The 18423-nt window shown below is 64.8% G+C and carries 15 protein-coding genes; 6 read left to right on the top strand and 9 right to left on the bottom strand.

The features are described 5' to 3' along the window. Positions 1 to 70: 70 nt before the first annotated feature. The 3 genes from ACVWZM_RS30605 to ACVWZM_RS30595 are packed head-to-tail and all read right to left on the bottom strand — an operon-like array spanning position 71 to position 3009. Positions 71 to 1714, bottom strand: coding sequence for an arylsulfatase (locus ACVWZM_RS30605; RefSeq protein WP_141339640.1), 1644 nt, complete (start codon positions 1712 to 1714; stop codon positions 71 to 73). A 2-nt stretch (positions 1715 to 1716) separates the two neighbouring features. After that, positions 1717 to 2736, bottom strand: coding sequence for a formylglycine-generating enzyme family protein (locus tag ACVWZM_RS30600; RefSeq protein ID WP_141339642.1), 1020 nt, complete (start codon positions 2734 to 2736; stop codon positions 1717 to 1719). A 21-nt stretch (positions 2737 to 2757) separates the two neighbouring features. Further along, complete coding sequence (locus ACVWZM_RS30595; RefSeq protein ID WP_244558638.1) at positions 2758 to 3009, bottom strand: hypothetical protein; 252 nt, start codon at positions 3007 to 3009, stop codon at positions 2758 to 2760. A gap of 747 nt (positions 3010 to 3756) precedes the next feature. Here ACVWZM_RS30595 and ACVWZM_RS30590 point away from each other — a divergent pair. Both ACVWZM_RS30590 and ACVWZM_RS30585 read left to right on the top strand, forming a co-directional pair. Further along, a complete protein-coding gene (locus tag ACVWZM_RS30590) occupies positions 3757 to 4710 on the top strand; it encodes an AraC family transcriptional regulator (protein WP_057021062.1) in 954 nt (317 codons plus the stop codon). A 174-nt stretch (positions 4711 to 4884) separates the two neighbouring features. Next, a protein-coding gene (locus ACVWZM_RS30585; protein WP_199805250.1) for an IS5 family transposase occupies positions 4885 to 5645 on the top strand; the annotation gives its coding sequence in 2 pieces (ribosomal slippage) (positions 4885 to 5230 and positions 5230 to 5645; 762 coding nt in all). Between the two features lie 44 nt (positions 5646 to 5689). Here ACVWZM_RS30585 and ACVWZM_RS30580 read toward each other — a convergent pair. Further along, a complete protein-coding gene (locus ACVWZM_RS30580; RefSeq protein WP_076823726.1) occupies positions 5690 to 6556 on the bottom strand; it encodes a DUF2066 domain-containing protein in 867 nt (288 codons plus the stop codon). A gap of 204 nt (positions 6557 to 6760) precedes the next feature. Between ACVWZM_RS30580 and ACVWZM_RS30575 the strand changes: the two genes are divergently transcribed. Next, positions 6761 to 7774 carry a zinc-dependent alcohol dehydrogenase family protein gene (locus ACVWZM_RS30575; RefSeq protein WP_057021064.1) on the top strand — a complete coding sequence of 338 codons (1014 nt, stop codon included), beginning with the start codon at positions 6761 to 6763 and terminating at the stop codon, positions 7772 to 7774. 249 nt (positions 7775 to 8023) lie between these two features. Here the strand turns inward: ACVWZM_RS30575 and ACVWZM_RS30570 are convergent, their stop codons facing one another. Beyond that, positions 8024 to 8797: an enoyl-CoA hydratase-related protein gene (locus ACVWZM_RS30570; RefSeq protein ID WP_026193208.1), complete on the bottom strand. Its 774-nt coding sequence runs from the start codon at positions 8795 to 8797 to the stop codon at positions 8024 to 8026. A gap of 104 nt (positions 8798 to 8901) precedes the next feature. Here ACVWZM_RS30570 and ACVWZM_RS30565 point away from each other — a divergent pair, with 104 nt between their 5' ends. The 3 genes from ACVWZM_RS30565 to ACVWZM_RS30555 all read left to right on the top strand — a co-directional run bounded on the left by ACVWZM_RS30565 (position 8902) and on the right by ACVWZM_RS30555 (position 12551). Next, the gene (locus ACVWZM_RS30565) at positions 8902 to 10491 is read left to right on the top strand and encodes a gamma-glutamyltransferase (RefSeq protein ID WP_076823724.1); all 1590 of its coding nucleotides are present in this window, start codon (positions 8902 to 8904) and stop codon (positions 10489 to 10491) included. Positions 10492 to 10608: 117 nt separating this feature from the next. Then, a complete protein-coding gene (locus ACVWZM_RS30560) occupies positions 10609 to 11694 on the top strand; it encodes an IS4 family transposase (protein WP_456851881.1) in 1086 nt (361 codons plus the stop codon). A 455-nt stretch (positions 11695 to 12149) separates the two neighbouring features. Then, a complete protein-coding gene (locus ACVWZM_RS30555; RefSeq protein ID WP_244558637.1) occupies positions 12150 to 12551 on the top strand; it encodes a PaaI family thioesterase in 402 nt (133 codons plus the stop codon). Positions 12552 to 12563: 12 nt separating this feature from the next. Here the strand turns inward: ACVWZM_RS30555 and ACVWZM_RS30550 are convergent, their stop codons facing one another. From ACVWZM_RS30550 to ACVWZM_RS30535, 4 genes are all read right to left on the bottom strand, one after another. Further along, the gene (locus ACVWZM_RS30550; protein ID WP_083714852.1) at positions 12564 to 13259 is read right to left on the bottom strand and encodes a class I SAM-dependent methyltransferase; all 696 of its coding nucleotides are present in this window, start codon (positions 13257 to 13259) and stop codon (positions 12564 to 12566) included. Between the two features lie 7 nt (positions 13260 to 13266). Continuing rightward, positions 13267 to 13761, bottom strand: coding sequence for a hypothetical protein (locus ACVWZM_RS30545; protein WP_057015167.1), 495 nt, complete (start codon positions 13759 to 13761; stop codon positions 13267 to 13269). A gap of 47 nt (positions 13762 to 13808) precedes the next feature. Continuing rightward, positions 13809 to 17036 (bottom strand): adenylate/guanylate cyclase domain-containing protein, encoded by a 3228-nt coding sequence (locus ACVWZM_RS30540; RefSeq protein ID WP_076823719.1) that lies wholly within the window; start codon positions 17034 to 17036, stop codon positions 13809 to 13811. A gap of 80 nt (positions 17037 to 17116) precedes the next feature. Then, on the bottom strand, positions 17117 to 18409 hold the full coding sequence (locus ACVWZM_RS30535; RefSeq protein WP_076823716.1) for an NAD(P)/FAD-dependent oxidoreductase: 1293 nt from the start codon (positions 18407 to 18409) through the stop codon (positions 17117 to 17119). Between the last annotated feature and the right edge of the window lie 14 nt (positions 18410 to 18423).

The following is an 18423-nucleotide window of genomic DNA, read 5'->3' as shown; positions in this document are numbered from 1 at the left end:
ATCCGCTAATCCCCTTGGATACAGTGCGAGACAGGCCGATACCACTGGCCTGTCTCGCAGGGCCTCGCGACTATTCGAGACCACGCTTCTTGAACGATTCATCGACCTTCTTGTCGACCGCACGACGAATCTGGTCGATGCTGAAGCTCGCAATCCGCTGGCTTGGCGGATATTCAACAAGGGTCTGCAGGAACGCTGCCGCCTTGATTTGTGCCTGAGCGATCATGTACGCGTTCTCTACCCGCCATTGATCGTACATGCTGCCCGATATCTCCGCGTGTTCGTACGGATCCATGCGCAGATTGAATATCTTTGGCACGCGCAAAGGCGTGAACGGGTGGGCCCAGACGTCGAACTGGCCGGGCTGATCCTGCCGTTCAAAGGTATGTTTCCAATCGCCGTTTCGCATCGCAACGAGATCACCGTCGTCGTTGAAGTAGTAGAACTCGTTGCGTGCGCTCTTGTCGGCCTTGCCCGTGATGTAGTCGAGCTGGTTGAACCCGTCGAGGTGATTGCGGAAGGTGGTCGAGCCGCCTTGCGGCTGCCAGCCGGTGAGCAGGCGATCCTTCACCCCGGGATCGCCGGCGGCGGCAAGGAGCGTCGGGAACCAGTCGAGACCTGACACGATTCCGTTGGCAACCTCGCCTGCCTTGACGTGGCCGGGCCAACGGATCATCGCCGGCACACGGAACGCGCCTTCCCAATTGGTGTCCTTCTCCGACCGGAAGGGCGTCGTCGCTGCATCCGGCCAGGTGAACGCGTTCGGGCCGTTGTCCGTGCTGAAGACGACGATCGTGTTGTCTGCGATCTTCAGGTCATCGAGCGTCTTGAGCAGCTTTCCGACGTTCATGTCCATCTCGACCATGCCGTCAGCGTATTCATTGCCCGGCATGCCGCTTTGCCCGCGCATCGAGGCACGAACGTGGGTAAAGATGTGCATGCGAGTGAAGTTCATCCAGGTAAAGAACGGCCTGTTGGCCTTTGCCTGTCGCGTGACGAAATCGATCGCAGCACCTGTAGTCTCGTCATCGACTGTCTCCATCCGCTTCCTGGTAAGCGGGCCGGTATCCTCGATCTTGCCGTCGGCGGAAGCTTTGAGGACGCCACGCGGCGAATAGGCTTTGACGAAAGCTGCGTCGTCCTTCGGCCAGTATGGCCGCTCGGGCTCTTCTTCGGCGTTAAGATGATAAAGATTGCCGAAAAACTCATCGAAGCCGTGATTGGTCGGCAGGTATTCATCACGATCGCCGAGATGGTTCTTGCCGAACTGACCTGTGGCGTAGCCGAGAGGCTTCAGGGCCTGCGCGATAGTTATGTCGCCCTTCTGCAAGCCGACCGGTGCTCCCGGAATACCGACTTTGCAGAGGCCGGTCCGCAGGCAGACCTGTCCGGTGATGAAGGTGGAGCGGCCGGCGGTGCAGCTATTCTCGGCATAATAGTCGGTGAAGATCATGCCTTCATTGGCAATGCGGTCAATGTTCGGTGTTTTGTAACCGACCAGCCCGCGGGTATAGGCGCTGATGTTGGACTGGCCGACATCGTCGCCGAAGATCACGAGAATATTCGGCTTGGCCGCGTTCGGCTGCTGCGCTGACGCGGGAGACCCGGCAAATGGCGCCAGGCTTGTCGCGACCAACGCCGCCGCGAACAAGCCACGAAGCAGCCCTCCGCGACTACCGGACTGCCTGGCAACGATATTGCTCTCATCGCTCATTCTTACGCTCCTTGCTTGTCGAACGGTTTTTGTGACGATTGAGAATCGGGTCGGCGCACCACGCAGCGAAAGCCGACATGGCTGGTCGAGGTGTCGACCGGCTCGGCATGGCGGGCGGCAGGGCGATACCGGCGACAGTAATTCGGTGCGCACAGATGCGAGCCGCCCTTGAGAACCTTGCGCGGGATCTTGATCGCGGGCTGGGCGGGGTCGTAGCTCGCCTCCTCGCGGCCGCCGCGCGGATTCTGCGGGATGCAGCAGGGCTTCGCGGCGTCGGCCTCATGACGGGCGGACCACCAGTCGGCGGTCCACTCCCAGACATTGCCGATCATGTCGTGGACGCCGTAGCCATTGGGCGGAAACGCGGTCACCGGCGAGGTCCGGTCGAAGCCGTCCTCGCAGAGGTTCTGAATCGGGAAATTGCCCTGCCAGGTATTGGCCATGTGCTTGCCGCCGGGCGTCAAGGCGTTGCCCCAGGCGAACTCCTCGGCCTCGAGCCCGCCGCGCGCCGCGAACTCCCACTCGGCTTCGGTCGGAAGCTCCTTGCTGGCCCATTTGGCGTAGGCGAGCGCATCGGCATAGGCGACGTGGACCACCGGATGGCTGCCGAGCACGTTGATGTTGCTGCGCGGGCCGTAGGGGCGGCGCCAGTTCGCGCCCTTCATCAAGGTCCACCATTGGCTCCAGTCGCGCAGGGTGGTGACGCGGCGCGGCGGCTGAAACACCAGCGAGCCGGCGTAGAGCATATGCGGCAGCGCACCCGGATATTGCGCAGGATCCGGCGGTCGCTCGGCGACCGTGATGTGCCCGGTCTCCCGCACGAATTCGCGGAATTGAGCGTTGGTCACCGGGGTGCGGTCGATCCAGAAGCCGTCGACCGAGGCGCGATGCGCCGGCGCCTCCTCGGGATAGTGATGGTCGGAGCCCATGCGGAACGTGCCGCCGGGAATCCAGACCATGTCGTCGGTCTGGACGCGGTCGTCACGCTCTCGTTCAGCGGAGGCGATCTCTACCCGGGACATGGCGATGCACCTCTTTGGGCATTACCGCGAGCAGTAGTCCCAGAAGCCCTGTGTTCGAGACGGGTCGGTGTAGTACCAGCACATGCCCGCTGCCGGTGCCGGTCCCGCCCAGGCGGCTGCGCTCGCCGCGCTGACGAACCCGATCGCTGCGCCGGCCGCGACCGCGCCCCCGACCGGCCAGCCGTACCAGCCGGGCCGCGCCCAACCTCCCGGCCGCGGTCCGACCCAGCGCGTGCCGCCGCCGTGCCAGCCGGGGCGAACGCCCGGCCCCACCACCGTCCGGCTCCGGTAAGCTACCGCACCGCCGCGTGGTCCGACGGCAACGCCGCCCCGGCGCGCGACAGCGCGCACCTGCACAACGTTACCGCTGCCTTCCTGCTGTGTGATGATCGGCAGTGAAGCGGAAGAGCCGATGCTGACCGCCGACGCCGGGCCTGCTTGCGCGACAATCGCGGCTGCTCCAACGAGCGCCAGACGGAAAATCCTGTTGAAGATCGGAACCTTATGATCTCGGTGACCGAACGTCGTGCATGATTGCATCGTGCCTGAGTGCATTGTCGCGCCCTTCCATTTTTCTGTGCTGCACTTTTCGGCAGCGTTGATCCGTCAGGTCTTCTTCCCTTTCTCCTCCGTTGCCAATCCATGTGCACACTTGCATGCACAGTGCTCTCCATCGTGCCTCGTTCCACTGGACGTTGTCACGAGCGAATTCTGCTGTCAGTTCAAACGATAGCGAAACGCACTATACAAGTGATGTGCACTTTGTGCCAATCTCAACCCCGAGGCGTGCAGGCTTAACGAAAGATGCTCCAATTCGATCAATCCGATCCGGTCGGCCTTATTGCTTTCTCGGAAAAACAAGCGAAAATCCGCACGTTTGCAAATCCGCATCACGATCTCGCCATGCGAATCAAACCAATTTAGGCACATTGTCGCGGGGCACACTTTTTGTACCGACTTGCACCGACTTCAAGCATTTGGTTTTAGTAGATTAATCGCGCTGCAGTTGTGAACGTGGATATGGGCCAACACCTGACGGTTAGCACCGGCGAGCTTGACGGCTTCGAGGGTCTTTACGATGCCGTCAAAGGCTCGCATGTCGATGTCATGCAGCTTGAGCGCGGCAAGTTGCGCGGCACATTGTCTCACGTCGGGATCGGTGATTTTTCGCTCAGCATCGGCGCATTCAATGTCGGGGTCCGCACCCAGCGCATCTCGACCGATCCCAAGCTGATCATCGGGATGCTGCTGAACGCGACCGACCGTGTCACGCATTGGGCGTTCGACATGCAGCCGGCCGATGTGCTGGTGATTCCGCCGTCGGTCGAGCATGACGGGGTCTTTCACAGCGCTTCGTCCTACGCGGCCATCCGCTTCGACCTCGCCGATCTGCCCGACATATTCGGCGGCGAGCCGCGGCTCGCCGACGCCGAAACCTGGCAGGCGAAGAACCACTTTCGCGCCGACCCCACGATCGGCATGGGCGCGGCGGACAAACTGCCGCGGATCGTCGCGCACCTCGCGCGCTATCCGGACGCCTTGACGGACGCGTCGGCCGACTTCTGGAGGCGCGCGATCGTCGACTGCGTGACCGCAACGGTCGTGACATCGCTGCCGCCCGACGGAACGAGCTATCTGCCGTCGGCGATGCGCTTGGTGCGCCATGTCGAGGACTATCTGCACGCCGCGGGCACGCGCCCGGTCCATGTCTCGGAAATCTGCACCGAGCTTCGGCTGTCGCGACGCAGCCTGCACCGCGCCTTCCACGAGGTGTTCGGGGTCGGCCCGGTGACTTTCCTGCGCTACAAGCGGCTCTGCATGATCCGTTCGATCCTGCGCGAAAGCACCCCGGACCAGACCACCGTCTCCAAGGTTGCGATCGAACAGGGCTTCATCGAGCTCGGGCGTTTCTCGCAATATTACCGCGCGATGTTCGGGGAATATCCGTCGCAGACGCTTGGCTACGCCGGGTAGAGCGTTTTCGAGCGAAGTGGATACCGGTTCGCGTGAAGGAAACGCGTCAAAATGAGAATCTAGAGCCCCGTTCCGATTCAATCGGAACGGGGCTCTAGGACCGATCGACATTCAGGATTCCCAAGCGGTTTGATCGCTGATTCATAGAGTTCCGTGATTCGAGACACGGAGCAGATGGTGGCGGCGAAACGATATGAGCTGACGGAGGCGCAATGGGCGAGGATTGCGCCACTGCTGCCGGGGAAAGCTGGCGACCCGGGACGTACGGCTGCGGACAATCGACTGTTCGTCAACGGATGTTTGTGGGTTTTGCGATCGGGCGCACACTGGAGCGACCTGCCGGAACGGTACGGCAAGTGGAAAACGGTGCATCAGCGCTTCAGCCGCTGGTGCCATGCCGGCGTCTGGGAGTGCGTGTTCGCTGCTCTGACCGCCGATCGCGACAACCAGTATCTGATGATCGACAGCACCATCGTTCGCGCCCACCAGCAGGCGACGAGCGGAAAAGGGGGGCCAAAGATCAGGCGCTGGGGCGTTCCCGAGGTGGACTGACCACCAAGATCCACATGCTGGCTGATGCGCTCGGCCGTCCGCTCCGCTTCATCGTCACGGCTGGGCAAGTTAATGACATCACCCAGGCGCCGGCACTGCTCCACGGCCAAAGCGGCGATGCCGTGCTCGCCGACAAGGCCTATGACAGCAACGCCCTGCGTGCGATCATCGCGGAAATCGGCGCAACGGCGGTGATCCCGTCAAACCGCACCCGCAGGATCATCATTCCGCACGACGCCGACGCATACAAACAGCGCAACCGCATCGAGCGCTGCTTTGGCCAGCTCAAACACTTCCGACGCTTGGCAACCCGTTATGACAGGCGATCTGACAACTTTACCGGCTTCATCCATCTCGCTGCCGCAATGATCTGGATGCAATGAATGTCGATCGGTCCTAGCGCGATCCAGCCGCTGCGCGCGCAAGCTCATTTCGATCGCCCCGGATCGCCATTGCCCGACAGCACCTGCGCGGCGCCGCCGATGCCGCGGAGGAAGGCTTCATCGAAGGTGACGCCGCGAAACTGCCATTTGTAATCCTTGCCGTGCCAGGCCATCCGCCATTGCGTGGCCCAGCCGAGATCCTTGTCGTCCCAGACCAGCCGACCGAGCAGGGTGGCCTCGCCTTGCGCCGCGACGATCGAACTCAGCTTCGCCGGCGGCGTCTTCAACAGTTCGGCGGCGGTGAGGTTGGCGCTCGTCAATGCCGCTGTATCGGGCAGCACGAAGCGCATGCCGCGTTTTCCGGCCGCAGCCGCAAGCGCGTCGCGTTGCAGGTCGGACTGCGTCCCGTCGGATGTGACGACGTAGTCCTTCGGGCCGTGCTGCATCTCGGCGAAGACGCCGAGCACCGGTCGCTGCGACCGCCACGGCTTGAGACCGAGCCTGGCGAGAATGCCGTCGATCTTCTTCTCGTCGAAATTCACCGTCAGGTCGTAGGGCCGGTCGCGGGTGCCCTGCTCGTCATGATGCGGCTTGCCGGCATATTGATCGTGATAGTCGAAACTGCTGACGAACGCCTTGGCCTTCGATTTGTACGCGGCAAGCCGGTGGTCGCCTGCCAGCATTGGCTGACCGGAAACCTTGATCAGGACGTCCTCCAGACACGCCCCGAAGCCTACGATGCGGTTCGGCTCGCCCTGGCCGGTGACGACGGTTTGCGCGCGGTAGAGGCTGTCGTCTGCTGCGGCCATCGCACCACCGCAAGCGATCCATGCAGCGGCAAGCAGCACGCGAACCGCGCCGCGTGCGAGCGTGGCGAGCAGATCGCGCTTCGTCTCAAGCAAGGCAGCCATGGTCACCTCCGCTCGGTCACTTCATTGACGGCTCAGATTGGCGGTATTTCCCGGTCGCGCGCCAGCGCGTTCGGGCATGGGCGCCATTCCATCAATCCCACTGCGCGCTATGGCCACGCGCGGCAGGCCTGACATATGCTCAGCGCATGCGTGGCAGCGCCGCGAGCGCAGCCCAAGACAAGAGCACCGAGCAGGAGACGTTCCGTGAAATGCTATGAGTTGCAAGGCCCCGGCGGCGTCGACGCGCTGGCGCTGGTCGACAAGCCGGTTCCGCAAGCCGGCCCGGGCGAGGTCCTGGTGCGGCTGAAGGCGGCGACGCTGAACTATCGCGACCTGCTCACGGTCAAGGGCGGTTACGGCTCGCGCCAGAAATTTCCGCTGGTGCCGGTCTCCGACGGCGCCGGCGTGGTCGAGGCGGTCGGCGCCGGCGTCAGGACCTTCGCACCCGGCGATCGCGTGATCGGCAGCTTCTTCGAAAGCTGGCTCGCCGGCGAGCCGAGCGAGGCGCGGATGCGCGCGGCGCTCGGCGGCAGCGTCGACGGTGTGCTGACCGAGTACCGGGTCTTCCCCGCGCATGCGCTGGTGCGCACGCCGGATCATCTGAATGATATCGAGGCCGCGGCACTGCCATGCGCCGGCCTCACGGCGTGGAGCGCGGTGGTCAAGCTCGGCGACCTCAAGCCGGGGCAGACGGTGCTGACCCAGGGCACCGGCGGCGTCTCGCTGTTCGCGCTGCAATTCGCCAAGATGTGCGGCGCCCGCGTCATCGCGACATCCTCCAGCGACGCCAAAATCGCGCGGCTGAAGCAGCTCGGCGCCGATGTCACGCTTAACTACAAGTCCACGCCCGATTGGGGCAAGAAGGCGCGCGAACTCACCGGACGCGGTGTCGATCTCGTCGTCGAGGTCGGCGGCGTCGGCACGCTGAACGAGTCGATCCGCGCCACCAGGATCGGCGGCACCATCGCCTTCATCGGCGTGCTCGCAGGTCCCGCCGCGTCCGACACGCGGCTGCCGCTGATGGTGATGCAGCAGCAGCGGCTGCAAGGCGTCACCGTCGGCTCAATCGAGGATCTGCAGGCGCTGTGCGACGGCATCAGCCTGCACGGCGTCAAGCCTGTCATCGACAAAGTGTTCGCGTTCGACCAGGCCAAGGCAGCGTTCGCCCACATGGCGAGTGGCGCGCATTTCGGCAAGATCGCGATTGCGATCGGCTAGCACGCCCACGATCAAGGCCTGGAGCATCCTGAGATTGCGCCGAACAGCGACGGCGCTGCGCTCCCTCGCCCCGTTCTTACGGGGAGAGGGTTGGGTGAGGGGCTGCCTCCGCATATGTCTGGTGATAGCTGTATTCGCGGAGACTCTCCCTCACCCGGAACGCATCGAACGATGCGTTCCGACCTCTCCCCGCACGCGGGGCGAGGTGAAGCGGAGCTCGCCGCTCGATTTAGGTAAGCTCATCCCGCTCTAGCGTCCCGTGAACTGAGCCTTGCGTTTCTCGACGAAGGCCTGGCGGCCTTCCTTCGCGTCGGCGCTCTCGCGGATCACCTGCTGGAGCTCGATCTCACGCCGAAACTGATCGGCGTAGCTGGCGTGCTCGCTCTCCTCGAGGAGCTGCCGCGTCGCGACCAGCGCGCGCGTCGGTCCGTCCGCGAGACGACCGGCGAGCGCCTTCGCCTCGTCGAGCAGTTTGGCATCGTCGACCACGTCGCGCACCAACCCCCACTCCTTGGCCCGCTCGGCCGGCAGCGGCTCGTTCAGCAGCATCAGGTCGAGCGCGCGCTGGCGGCCGATCAGGCGCGGCAACAGCCAGGTCGAGCCGAGATCCGGCACCAGGCCGATCCGGCTGAACACCTGGATGAAGCTCGCCGAGCGCGCCGCCAGGATGATGTCGCCGGACATCGCGAGGCTGAAGCCACCGCCGGCCGCGACGCCGTTGACCGCGACCACCACCGGCACGCGGCATTCGCGCAAGGCCTGCATCGCCGGCCAATAATGCCTCATCACGCCGGTGTAGATGTTGTCGCCGAGCGACTGGAACGCCTTGAGGTTCTGCCCGGAGCAGAAGCCGCGTCCCTCCCCGGTCAGGACCAGCGCGCGGATGTCCGGATCGAGGCTCATCTCGCCGACGGCGCGCGCGAGATCGCCGAGCAGTTCCGGCGTCATGGCGTTCAGGCTCGCGGGATCGTTGAGCGTCAGGATGCCGACCTTGCCGTCCCGTTCACGCTTCACACCAGTCATTTTCCGCTCCCTGAAATTGGTTCTTGTTGTTGCACTGACAGTGCCATGCTTGGCATGCTACGCCAACGTGTCCCACCCGCAACAAGAACAGCGAAAGCAACGCCATGTCCGACCAGTTCTCCAACTCGCAAGTGATCCGCAAGCCGGCCGTCAGCGCCAAGGGCGGCATCGTCGCCGCACAGTCGCGCCGGGCGGCCGAGGTCGGCGCGGAGGTATTGGCTGCGGGCGGCGATTGCGTCGACGCCGTGATCGCAACCACCTTCGCGCTTGGCGTCGTTGAGCCCTGGATGAGCGGCGCCGGCGGCGGCGGCGCGATGGTGCTCTATCGCGCCAAGGAGAACCGCGTCGAGGTGATCGACTACGGCATGCGCGCGCCCGACGGCCTGCGCATCGAGGATTATCCGCTGACCGGCGGCGCGGCCTCCGACCTGTTCCCCTGGGCGCGGGTCAAGGACGACCGCAACCTGCACGGCCCCGGCTCGATCGCTGTGCCCGGAGTCGTTGCCGGCATGGAGGAAGCGCATCGTCGCCACGCCAAAATGCCGTGGAAGGACCTGCTGGCGCCGAGCGTCAAGCTCGCCGGCGAGGGCCTTCTGGTCGATTGGTGGACCACCGCGATGATCGCAAGCTCCGCCGCCGATCTGCGGCGCTATCCCGCCAGCGCGGTGGCGTATCTGCAGGATGGCCTGCCGCCGAATGCGCAATGGGGCATCAGGTCGGTGGTCCGCATGCCGCAGGACAGGCTGAAGGCCACGATGGCGCAGCTCGCCGCGGCCGGCCCGCGCGATTTCTACGAGGGCGATCTGGCGCGCAGCATCGCCGACGACATCCAGGCCGCCGGCGGCACGCTGTCGGTGCGCGACCTCGCCGCCTTCCGTGCCCATCTGCGCGAGCCGTTGAAAATTCCCTATCGCGGCGGCACGGTCTATGCGACGCCGGAGCTGACCGCGGGTCCGACCATGGCGCGCACGCTCGGCCTTTTGCAAAAGGCGCTGGCGCCCGCGCAGGGCGGTCCGGATGCGGCGGCCTACGCAGCCTATGCCGAGGCGCTGCAAGCCGCCTATCGCGAGCGGCTGAAGGACATGGGCGACGTCGACGGCCGCCGCGCGCTCGGCGCCGAAGCAATCGCGCCAAGCTGCACCACGCATTTCTCCGCGGTCGACCGCGACGGCAACATGGCCGCGGTGACGCAGACGCTGCTGTCGACCTTCGGCTCCAAATTCGTGACGCCGAACACCGGGCTGACCATGAACAACGGCATCATGTGGTTCGATCCGACGCAAGGCAATCCGAACTCGCTCGCGCCCGGCAAGCGCTGCCTGACCAACTACACGCCGGTCGTGGCGCAGGCCGCCGACGGCCGCACGCTTGCCGCCGGCGCATCGGGCGGCCGCCGCATCCTGCCGGCCGTGTCGCAACTGCTCTCCTTCGTGATGGATTTCGGCATGGATCTCGACGCCGCAATCCACCAGCCCCGGATCGACGCCAGCGAAGGCGCCGTGGTGATCGGCGACAAGCGCCTGCCCGCGAGCGTGCGCGAGGCGCTGCGCGGCCGCTTCGACTTCGAGGAAGCCCGCATCCAGACCCTGCCGATGAAGTTCGCCTGCCCGAGCGTCGTGCTGCGCGACGGCGCCACCAACAGCGGCGTCACCGAGCCGTTCCAGCCCTGGGGCGACGCGGTCGCGGAGGGGTGAGTTATACGCACGACTCCTTCTCCACCGTCGTCCCGGCGCAGGCCCATAGGCGCTAAAATAGGATTTGCGCCTTGGATTCGTTTGTGATTCCAAGATGGAATGGCACACGAATCGCTTGTGAACAAAGATTGGGCGCGCGTTGTCGCCCGACTTGGCGGAGCCGAGGCTCTGAACATTAGCGCGCGCAAGACGAAGGCGTTTGTCCGTCCGCGGGAGATCAGCAATGCGGTCGACTTGCTGCGCCTGATCTTGGCTTATTGCCTTGGTGAGAAAGGGCTGCGGTTGACGGCGGCATGGGCCACGTCGGTTGGGCTTGTCGATATCTCCAACGTGGCTCTGTTGTATCGCTTACGTCAGTGCGGAGATTGGCTGGCAATCTTGGTCGAGCAGGCGCTTGCCGACGCGGCGCCGAAGGCGAGCCGCGGTCGTCTGATCCGTATTGTTGACGCCACGACGGTCCCCAAGGCTGGGACGAGCGGCAGGAACAAGAACGCAGTGTGGCGTATCCATAGCGCGTTCGATCTTCCGCAGGAGCGCTTTGGTCACTTCGAGCTGACCGATCAGCGAGCGGGCGAGACGCTGGATCGGATACCGGCGGTTGCCGGTGAGATCCGTCTTGCCGATCGCGCCTATCTGCAACCGGAGCGCATGGCGCATCTCGTCGATGCCGATGCAGACTTCGTGATCCGGGCCGGCTGGAAGAGCGCGCGCTGGCTCGATGCCGAAGGTAATCTTGTTGACCTCACTGCCGAACTGCGCAACGCCTCGGCGCGTGGCCTGATCGATCGGCCGATTTGGATAAAGCGCAAGTCAGGTGCGCCGCCGCTCGCAGTGCGTCTGGTTGCCGCGAAGAAGCCGGCGCAAGCTGCTGCGGCTGCGCGACGCAAGGCGCGCCGGACTGCACAAAAGGGAGGTCATCAGCTCTCCAGGCAAACACTTGACGCCGCAGATTGGGTGATCCTGGTGACCTCACTCAGGCCAGAGGACTTCACGACTGCAGATATCCTCGCCCTCTATCGGCTGCGATGGCGCATTGAGCTCGGCTTCAAGCGGCTGAAAAGCCTGATTGGCCTGAAGGGACCTCCCGGAACCGACGAGCGGTCCGCCAGACCCCATATCCTCGCTCATCTGCTGATCATTCTATTGCTCGAGCCGCTCGTCGACGAACTCGAAGACTCTCCCCGCTTGCCCGACGCCGCCTGACCCACCCAGTGACGTGGCGTCTGCTGCGCCAGCTCGTCGCTTCGCTACGGCAAGCGATCATTCCACAGCCCGCAATCGCTCTACTCTGCAGAGCCAGTCACGCTCTCCGGCGACATCTACGCGAGCCACCCAGACATAAGCGCCACTATCAGACTATGATCAAACTATCTTAGCGCCTATGGGCGCAGGCCGGGACCCATACGCCGCAGCGAGAATTGTGGATCGCGCTCGTCGTTCCAGCATCGCGAAACAACGACCATCGGTGGTTATGGGTCCCGGCCTTCGCCGGGACGACAGTGAATGTGTTGCACGACCTGTGAGTCACACGCTCGCATTCTCGCGACACGATCTGCAAAAGGTCGCGCCACTCAGTGATTTGCCGCCTTTCGCCACCCGCGCCCGCGGACATTGCATGAGCCAGACGCTCTGATACTTTTGGACCGACAACAATTGCGGTGACCGGCTTGAGTGAAGCAAGCGCAGACGTGCCGCCCGGCGCGCAACTTCTTGGGCGCGAGTGGCTGGGCTTCGACGGTGAAATCGCCACAGTCCGTTTCGAGGCGCAACCCTTGTTCACCAACCGCCATGGAACGATCCAGGGCGGTTTCCTTGCCGCGATGCTGGATTCAGCCACCGGTCTCGGCGCCCTCGCAGCGCTGCCCGCAACGCGGACCGTCGTGACGAGGACCCTCACCACGCGGTTTCTCAAACCGGCGCGCGTCGGCCCGATCACGGCCAAGGCGAAGGTCATCTCGCAGACCGACCGCGACATGATCGTCGAAGCCGATCTGATCGACGCCAGCGATGTAACGGTCGCCAGCGCCACGGCCGAGTTGCGGATTCTGGACAAGCGATAGTCCGCAGCCCGATCAGCAATCCCTACATCGCGCCAGCAGGGTGACTTCGTTCAGTCCGTAGCCGTCGACGGTCTCGACGGTGCAGCCAAGCTCGCGTTCGCAATAATCGATCCACGCCTCGGGGCTGGTGCAATAGAGCTGCACCGGCGACGCATCGGCGGCCGCCGTGCCTTCCGTCCCGCCGGTAACGAAGTTGACGCTGAAGCCGCGCAGGCTGGCGCGGCGCAGGTCGGCCAGCATCCCGGCGACAAATGCCTCCCAGGATCGGCGGCAGCCGCCGACATCGACATTCATGATGCCGCTCGCGACCGAATAGGTCGCGCGACGCAGGCCGCCCTTGCCGACCTTGAAGCGGCGCCCCGGCGCCGAGAAACGGCGGCGCGCGCGGCTGATCATGGCGAGCGACAGGTCGATCCCGAGATAGTCGATCTCCGCTTGCGGATGGCGCCTTGCGAGATAGGCGCACAGCGCGCCGTATCCGCAGCCGATGTCGTTCAGGCTGAACGGTGCGGAGAAGTCGCAGAGCTTCAGCAACTGGACGAAGCGCAGGTCCTGGGTGGCCTGGCAGGACCAGTCCACTCCGCGCGGGGTGGCGCCGTATTTGGCGACCCGCGCGCTGTAGTAGGATTCGACATCGGCATAGAGGTCGGAGAACCGCGCCCGGTCGCCTTCGGCGCCGACACCTGCGGTCTCCGCTGCGATGCTCACGTCTTGCTCATTTCTTGGCTTTGGCCCGCCGCTGCTTCGCCATCGCAGCAAGCTCCTTGCGGGCGACCTGGCTTGGCTTGGTCGGGATCGACAGAACCCGATACGACTGGGTCGAGTAGATCAGCGGCGTATGGCCATCGGCTGCAAACGTCACCTTCGGATTTTCCTTCATGGCGTGAACGCTAACGAGCACCGGCAGATACGGACCCTGCGTGAGCGCCTGCCGGAACGCCTGGACCACCCGCTTGTATCCGCTCACATTGGGCTGATCGGAAGGATAGTCCTTCAGCGTGCCGAGGAAAGTATACCAGCGCTTCCGCTCGACCCGGTCGGCCGGCTCGATCCCGATCAGCCGGAACGACTGTTCGAGGGGATGATTGGGAGAGAAGATGTCGAACTCCTTTTGCAGCTCCACCATCTCCATGATCCCGCCGGGACCAAACCGCTTGTTCAGCAGATCAAGGACATCGCGCGTCGTATCGTCTTGAATCATCCGTCCCATTAAAACCCCCTCAGTACCTTGTTTCCAGAAATGAAAAATCGTCGCGTCTAGCGTCGCTCAAGATGCAATCGAAGCTGATCGAGTTGTGGTGTGAAATAGACTGCCCCCGAGACATCGAGCAGATTCTGAGCGCCGCCGACAATCTCGTCAAGCTCCTCATGTGACGTGCTGCCCAAGGCGCAAATGATCAGGCCGCGCAGCACGGTCGCGTGCAACTCGGCGACGCGATCGGTCCTTCGCCGCGCGACCATCAGCGCCTCGTCCACCGCTTGCAGGGCCGCATGGTGGTCGGCGGCGCGATAGAGCGCCTCGGCCAGATCCGCCAGCATGCGCGCCTCGAATTCGAGGCCGGCTCGCGCAGAGCGCGCAAAGTCGATCGCTTCCTGAAGCTGGGCGGCGGCAACCTTGAAATCGCCCGCGGCGCCGCTGGCGAGGCCGGCGCTGGCGAGCGCCGCGACCCGCAGATAGGGCGTGCCGGACTGCTCGGCCAGTTCGGCGATCCTCGCCGCATGCGGCTTGGCGAGTTCCGGCCGGCCGCGGCTCCAGCCCATCTCCACCATCGCAAAATGCGGAATGAACTGCACGACGGCGGCGAAGCGCTCCGGCTCGGCCCGCAGCACCTCGGCGATCCGCCGTTCGGCTTCGTCGAACCGGCCGAGCCGCACCAGAATTCTGGTGCCGAGACACCTGATCCAGTGCTCGACGTCGAAGCCGAGAATCTGGTTCGGGTTGAGGCCGAGTGTGACGTTGTTGTGAAAACCGCCCTGCTCGGCAATCGCGGCAACCGCCACCTGCCCGGCGTCGAGCGCCTCGGCAAGACGACCCGACAGGAAGAACGCCTGGCTCAGCATGGCGTTGACCGTCGCAAACCGTCCGACGTCCCCGGTGCCGGAGGTGAGCTTCAAGGCGTCCTGCACGAGATTGACATAGTCGTCGGCCGCCGCGGTCGCGGCCAGGATTCTGCCGTAGGCGCCGAGCAGGATCGGCTCGTGCACCGGGTCCGCCGCGCGTGCGTATTTGATCGCCTCTTCGGCGTAGGGCTTGACCTCTTCGGCGGACATGCCCTCACGCCAGCCGAAGTTGAGGATCTGGCCGCTCGACATCGCTCGCAGCCGATCGACATATTCGGACGGGGGCTGGTCCTGCAGCAGGGCGCGAACCTTTTTCCAGCTTTTCATTGCCTCGGCGGAGTTGGTCTTGCCGATCCAGCGCGCCGCACGCTGCAAATGGGTGACCGCCTCCAGCGGCTGGCCCGCGGCCTCGTAGTGATAGGCGAGCAGCCCGGCAAACTCGTCGAGCTTGCCCCAGTCGAAGCCCTCGATGGCCTTGGCGACAGTCGCATGCAGCGTGGTCAGCCGCGACCGCAACTGGGTTGCGTAGGCGACCTCCTGGATCAATGGATGGCGAAACGCCAGCAGTCCCTTGTCGTAGGGCGGCAGGTCGTACAGCAGTTCGGCCTGGCGCAGCTGCGCGATGGCGTTCTGCAAATCGTCGTTCGGCAACGCCGCGACCGGACGCAGCACCGACATCGCGACCAGCCGGCCGATCACCGCCGCCGTCTCCAGCACCTGCTTGGCGATATCCTCGAGGTGATCGATGCGGGCGGCCACGACAGCCTGCACCGTTGCGGGCAGCGGCACCGCATCGACGCCATGCTTGAGCCGGTAGTTGCCGCGTTCGCCCTCGACATTGCCGCGCTCCACGACGGTGTTGGCAAGCTCCTCGATGAAGAACGGATTGCCCTGCGCGCGTTCGATGACGTTGCTGCTCAGCGAGGCCAGCGAGGGATGCCTGCCGAAATGCTCGCGGAGCAGCTCGTTCGAATCGGACCACGGCAGCGGCGGTATTGCGATCTGACGGTAGTGCGAACGCTGCATGAAAGGTGCCGTGAAGCCCGGCCTGAAATTGACCACCAGCAACGTCGCGGTGCCGACGATGGCATCGACCAGCGTCTCGACGAACTCTTCGCTCGCGGCATCGATCCAGTGCAGGTCCTCGATCATGACGACCGCCGGCGTGTCGCCGGGGCGCGCATGCACCAAGGTTCGAACGAGATCGAGCAGTTGCAGCCGCAGCGCGCGCGGATCGAGCTTCGGGGCCGGATACGCCGGATCAGCCAATCCGAGGAATTCGAGCAGCACCAGCAGTTCCTGCTCCGATGCGGCCATCTCGGCGAAGCGGTCGATGACGCGACGCCGGGATGTCTCGATCGGCTCCTTGGCGCGGATGCCGAAGATGTCGCGCAACAGCTCGAGCACGGGCTGGAACGGTGTTGCGCGGCCATGCGCCAGCACGCGGGCCTCGTAGACGCGAATGCCCTTGCGGCGGCAGTTTTCGGCGAACTCGAAGCAGAGCCGGCTCTTGCCGATGCCGGCGTCGCCGACCATGCCGACGACCCGGCCGTCGCCGCCAACTGCACGCGACAGCTCATGCTCCAACGCCGCCATCTGCTCGGTCCGGTTGACCATCGAGGTCAGGCGGCGGCCGCTGCGGAAAACGTCGCTGGCGGGCGCGCTGAGCAGCCCGGTCAGCCGAAAGACCTCCACCGGCATGGAGATGCCGCGAATGGTCTGCATGCCGAGCGGCATGACCTCGACGAATTGCCTGGCGCCGAGATAGGTGTCCCGCGTGATGAGGATCGCCCCCTCATCGGCCATCTGCTCCATCCGGTTGGCGATATGGACGTTGGCGCCGGCGGCGTCGTAGGTCTGATAGATTGTGTTTTCCACCGTTTGAACGACGACTTCGCCGGTGTGCAGCCCGACCCGGATCTGCATGCCGGGATCGGCGAGCCTGGCCACCGAATCCTGCATGGCGAGCGCGGCGAGACAGCCGCGGACCGCATGATCTTCATGCGGGCGCGGCGGCGCGCCGAACAGCGCCATGACGCCGTCACCCTGGATCTTGTTGACGATGCCGTCGTAGCGGTGGACCGCTTCCTTCATCAGGTCGAGCACCGGCTCCAGCCGCCGCATCCCGAGTTCGGGATCGCCGAGGCTGTCGATCAGATTGGTCGAGTTGCGGATATCGGCAAACAGCAGAGTGAGGTTCTTGCGTTCGCCGCCCTTGGTGCTCAGCGAACGCAGCAGCCGCTGCGAGGGCGCGTCGGGACGGACGCTGCCCGCGGCGAGCGCGGTGCCGCAGCGGCCGCAGAAGCGGCTGGAGGGCCCGTTCACATGCTGACAGGAGTCACATTTGAGGCCTAATGGCGCACCGCAATCTTCACAATAATCGTTGCCAGCCCGGTTTGCGCGGCCGCATCGCTCGCACTGCATGAACAGCCTTTCAGTAAAGACTGCGAATATATCCGACGCGCGAGATTAGCCCAGCACATTCTGTAATTGTGTTAAATGCCTCACACACCAAGGCGGTCCCGCACCCGGCCGGTCAGCACGGCCGTGATGACGCCGACCCGCCAGAAGGCGTGCATCGGGATCGGCTTGATGCCGGTCACGGGCATGTCGATCTCGGCCTTGGGGCCGCCGATCAGCCGGCGCGCCAGCTGTGCGCCCATCGCGGTCGAGAGCGCGACGCCGCGGCCGTTGCAGCCGAGCGAGATCAGCAAATTCTCCGCGGGCTCATGGACATGCGGGTAGTGATCGGCGGTGATGGCAAGGCGGCTGTTCCAGCCGTGGGTCCAGCTGACGCCCTTGAGCTGCGGCCATAGCCGCTCGGCGTAACGGATCAGATAAGCGACGTCGGTCGGCTTGCTGATCCAGCGCATCGGGCCGCGGCCGCCCATCAAGAGCCGATTTTGCTGGTCGATGCGGTAATAGACCGTGATGTGGCCGCTTTCGTAGAGCACCGGCCGGGTCGGCATGATCGCGCGCGCGATCGCCTCGGACAGCGGTGCCGTCGCCGCGATCGACGAGAACACCGGCACGATGCTGCGGCGAAGCGCCGGCCAGAGATCATCGGTAAAGCCGTTGGTCGCGAGCAGCACCTTGTCGGCGAGCACGACCGCGCGCGGCGTCTCGATCCGCCAGCGGCCGCCGTCGCGGCGCAGCCGCAGCGCCGGGGTCTCGCCATGGACGGCGGCGCCAGCCCCGATCGCGGCGCGCGCAAGACCCCGCGCATAGCTCAGCGGATGCAGGTCGCCGCCGCGCGCATCCAGCATGGCGCAGAGGTAACGGTCGCTGCCGGTCATCTGGCGCATCTCGGCGGCGTCGAGCAGCTTCGCCGGCATGCCGCGCCGGATGCATTGCTTCGCCGTGGTCGCGATCGCCGCTGCGCTGGCCTCGTTGTAGGCGGCGCGCAGCGTGCCGTTCTGCCTGGCCTCGCAGGGGATCTGGTAGCGGCGGATCAAGTCATGCGTGAAGTTGGTGGTGCCGTAGGAGAACTCGATCATGCGGCGGCCGAGATCGGTGCCGAAATCCTGCTCGATCTGGTCGGGGTCGTGCTTCAGTCCCGGATTGGTCTGCCCGCCATTGTTGCCGGAGGCGCCCCAGCCCGGCTCCTGCGCTTCCAGCACGGTCGCCAGCACGCCCTGCTCGGCGAGGTGCAGCGCGGTCGACAGGCCGGTGAAGCCGCCGCCGATGATCGCGACCGGTACGCTCTTGTCCGCTGTGAGCTGAGGCGTCGGCGTCGCCTGCACCGCGGTGTCGGCATAGAGGCTCGGTGGCAGCGGCAGGCGAATAGGCGCGTTCATTACAGGTGACCTGC

The organism is Bradyrhizobium sp. USDA 4501 (assembly GCF_054062115.1).
Note: the sequence above shows the minus strand (reverse complement) of the source record. Positions and strands in the feature narration are given on the sequence as shown.

Bases quoted from the DNA above. Each gene is read 5' to 3' on its own strand.
- ACVWZM_RS30540 (WP_076823719.1), bottom strand. From the start codon at position 17,036: ATGCAGTGCGAGCGATGCGGCCGCGCAAACCGGGCTGGCAACGATTAT.
- ACVWZM_RS30605 (WP_141339640.1), bottom strand. From the start codon at position 1,714: ATGAGCGATGAGAGCAATATCGTTGCCAGGCAGTCCGGTAGTCGCGGA.
- ACVWZM_RS30565 (WP_076823724.1), top strand. From the start codon at position 8,902: ATGTCCGACCAGTTCTCCAACTCGCAAGTGATCCGCAAGCCGGCCGTC.
- ACVWZM_RS30580 (WP_076823726.1), bottom strand. From the start codon at position 6,556: ATGGCTGCCTTGCTTGAGACGAAGCGCGATCTGCTCGCCACGCTCGCA.
- ACVWZM_RS30600 (WP_141339642.1), bottom strand. From the start codon at position 2,736: ATGTCCCGGGTAGAGATCGCCTCCGCTGAACGAGAGCGTGACGACCGC.
- ACVWZM_RS30535 (WP_076823716.1), bottom strand. From the start codon at position 18,409: ATGAACGCGCCTATTCGCCTGCCGCTGCCACCGAGCCTCTATGCCGAC.
- ACVWZM_RS30570 (WP_026193208.1), bottom strand. From the start codon at position 8,797: ATGACTGGTGTGAAGCGTGAACGGGACGGCAAGGTCGGCATCCTGACG.
- ACVWZM_RS30590 (WP_057021062.1), top strand. From the start codon at position 3,757: ATGGGCCAACACCTGACGGTTAGCACCGGCGAGCTTGACGGCTTCGAG.
- ACVWZM_RS30545 (WP_057015167.1), bottom strand. From the start codon at position 13,761: ATGGGACGGATGATTCAAGACGATACGACGCGCGATGTCCTTGATCTG.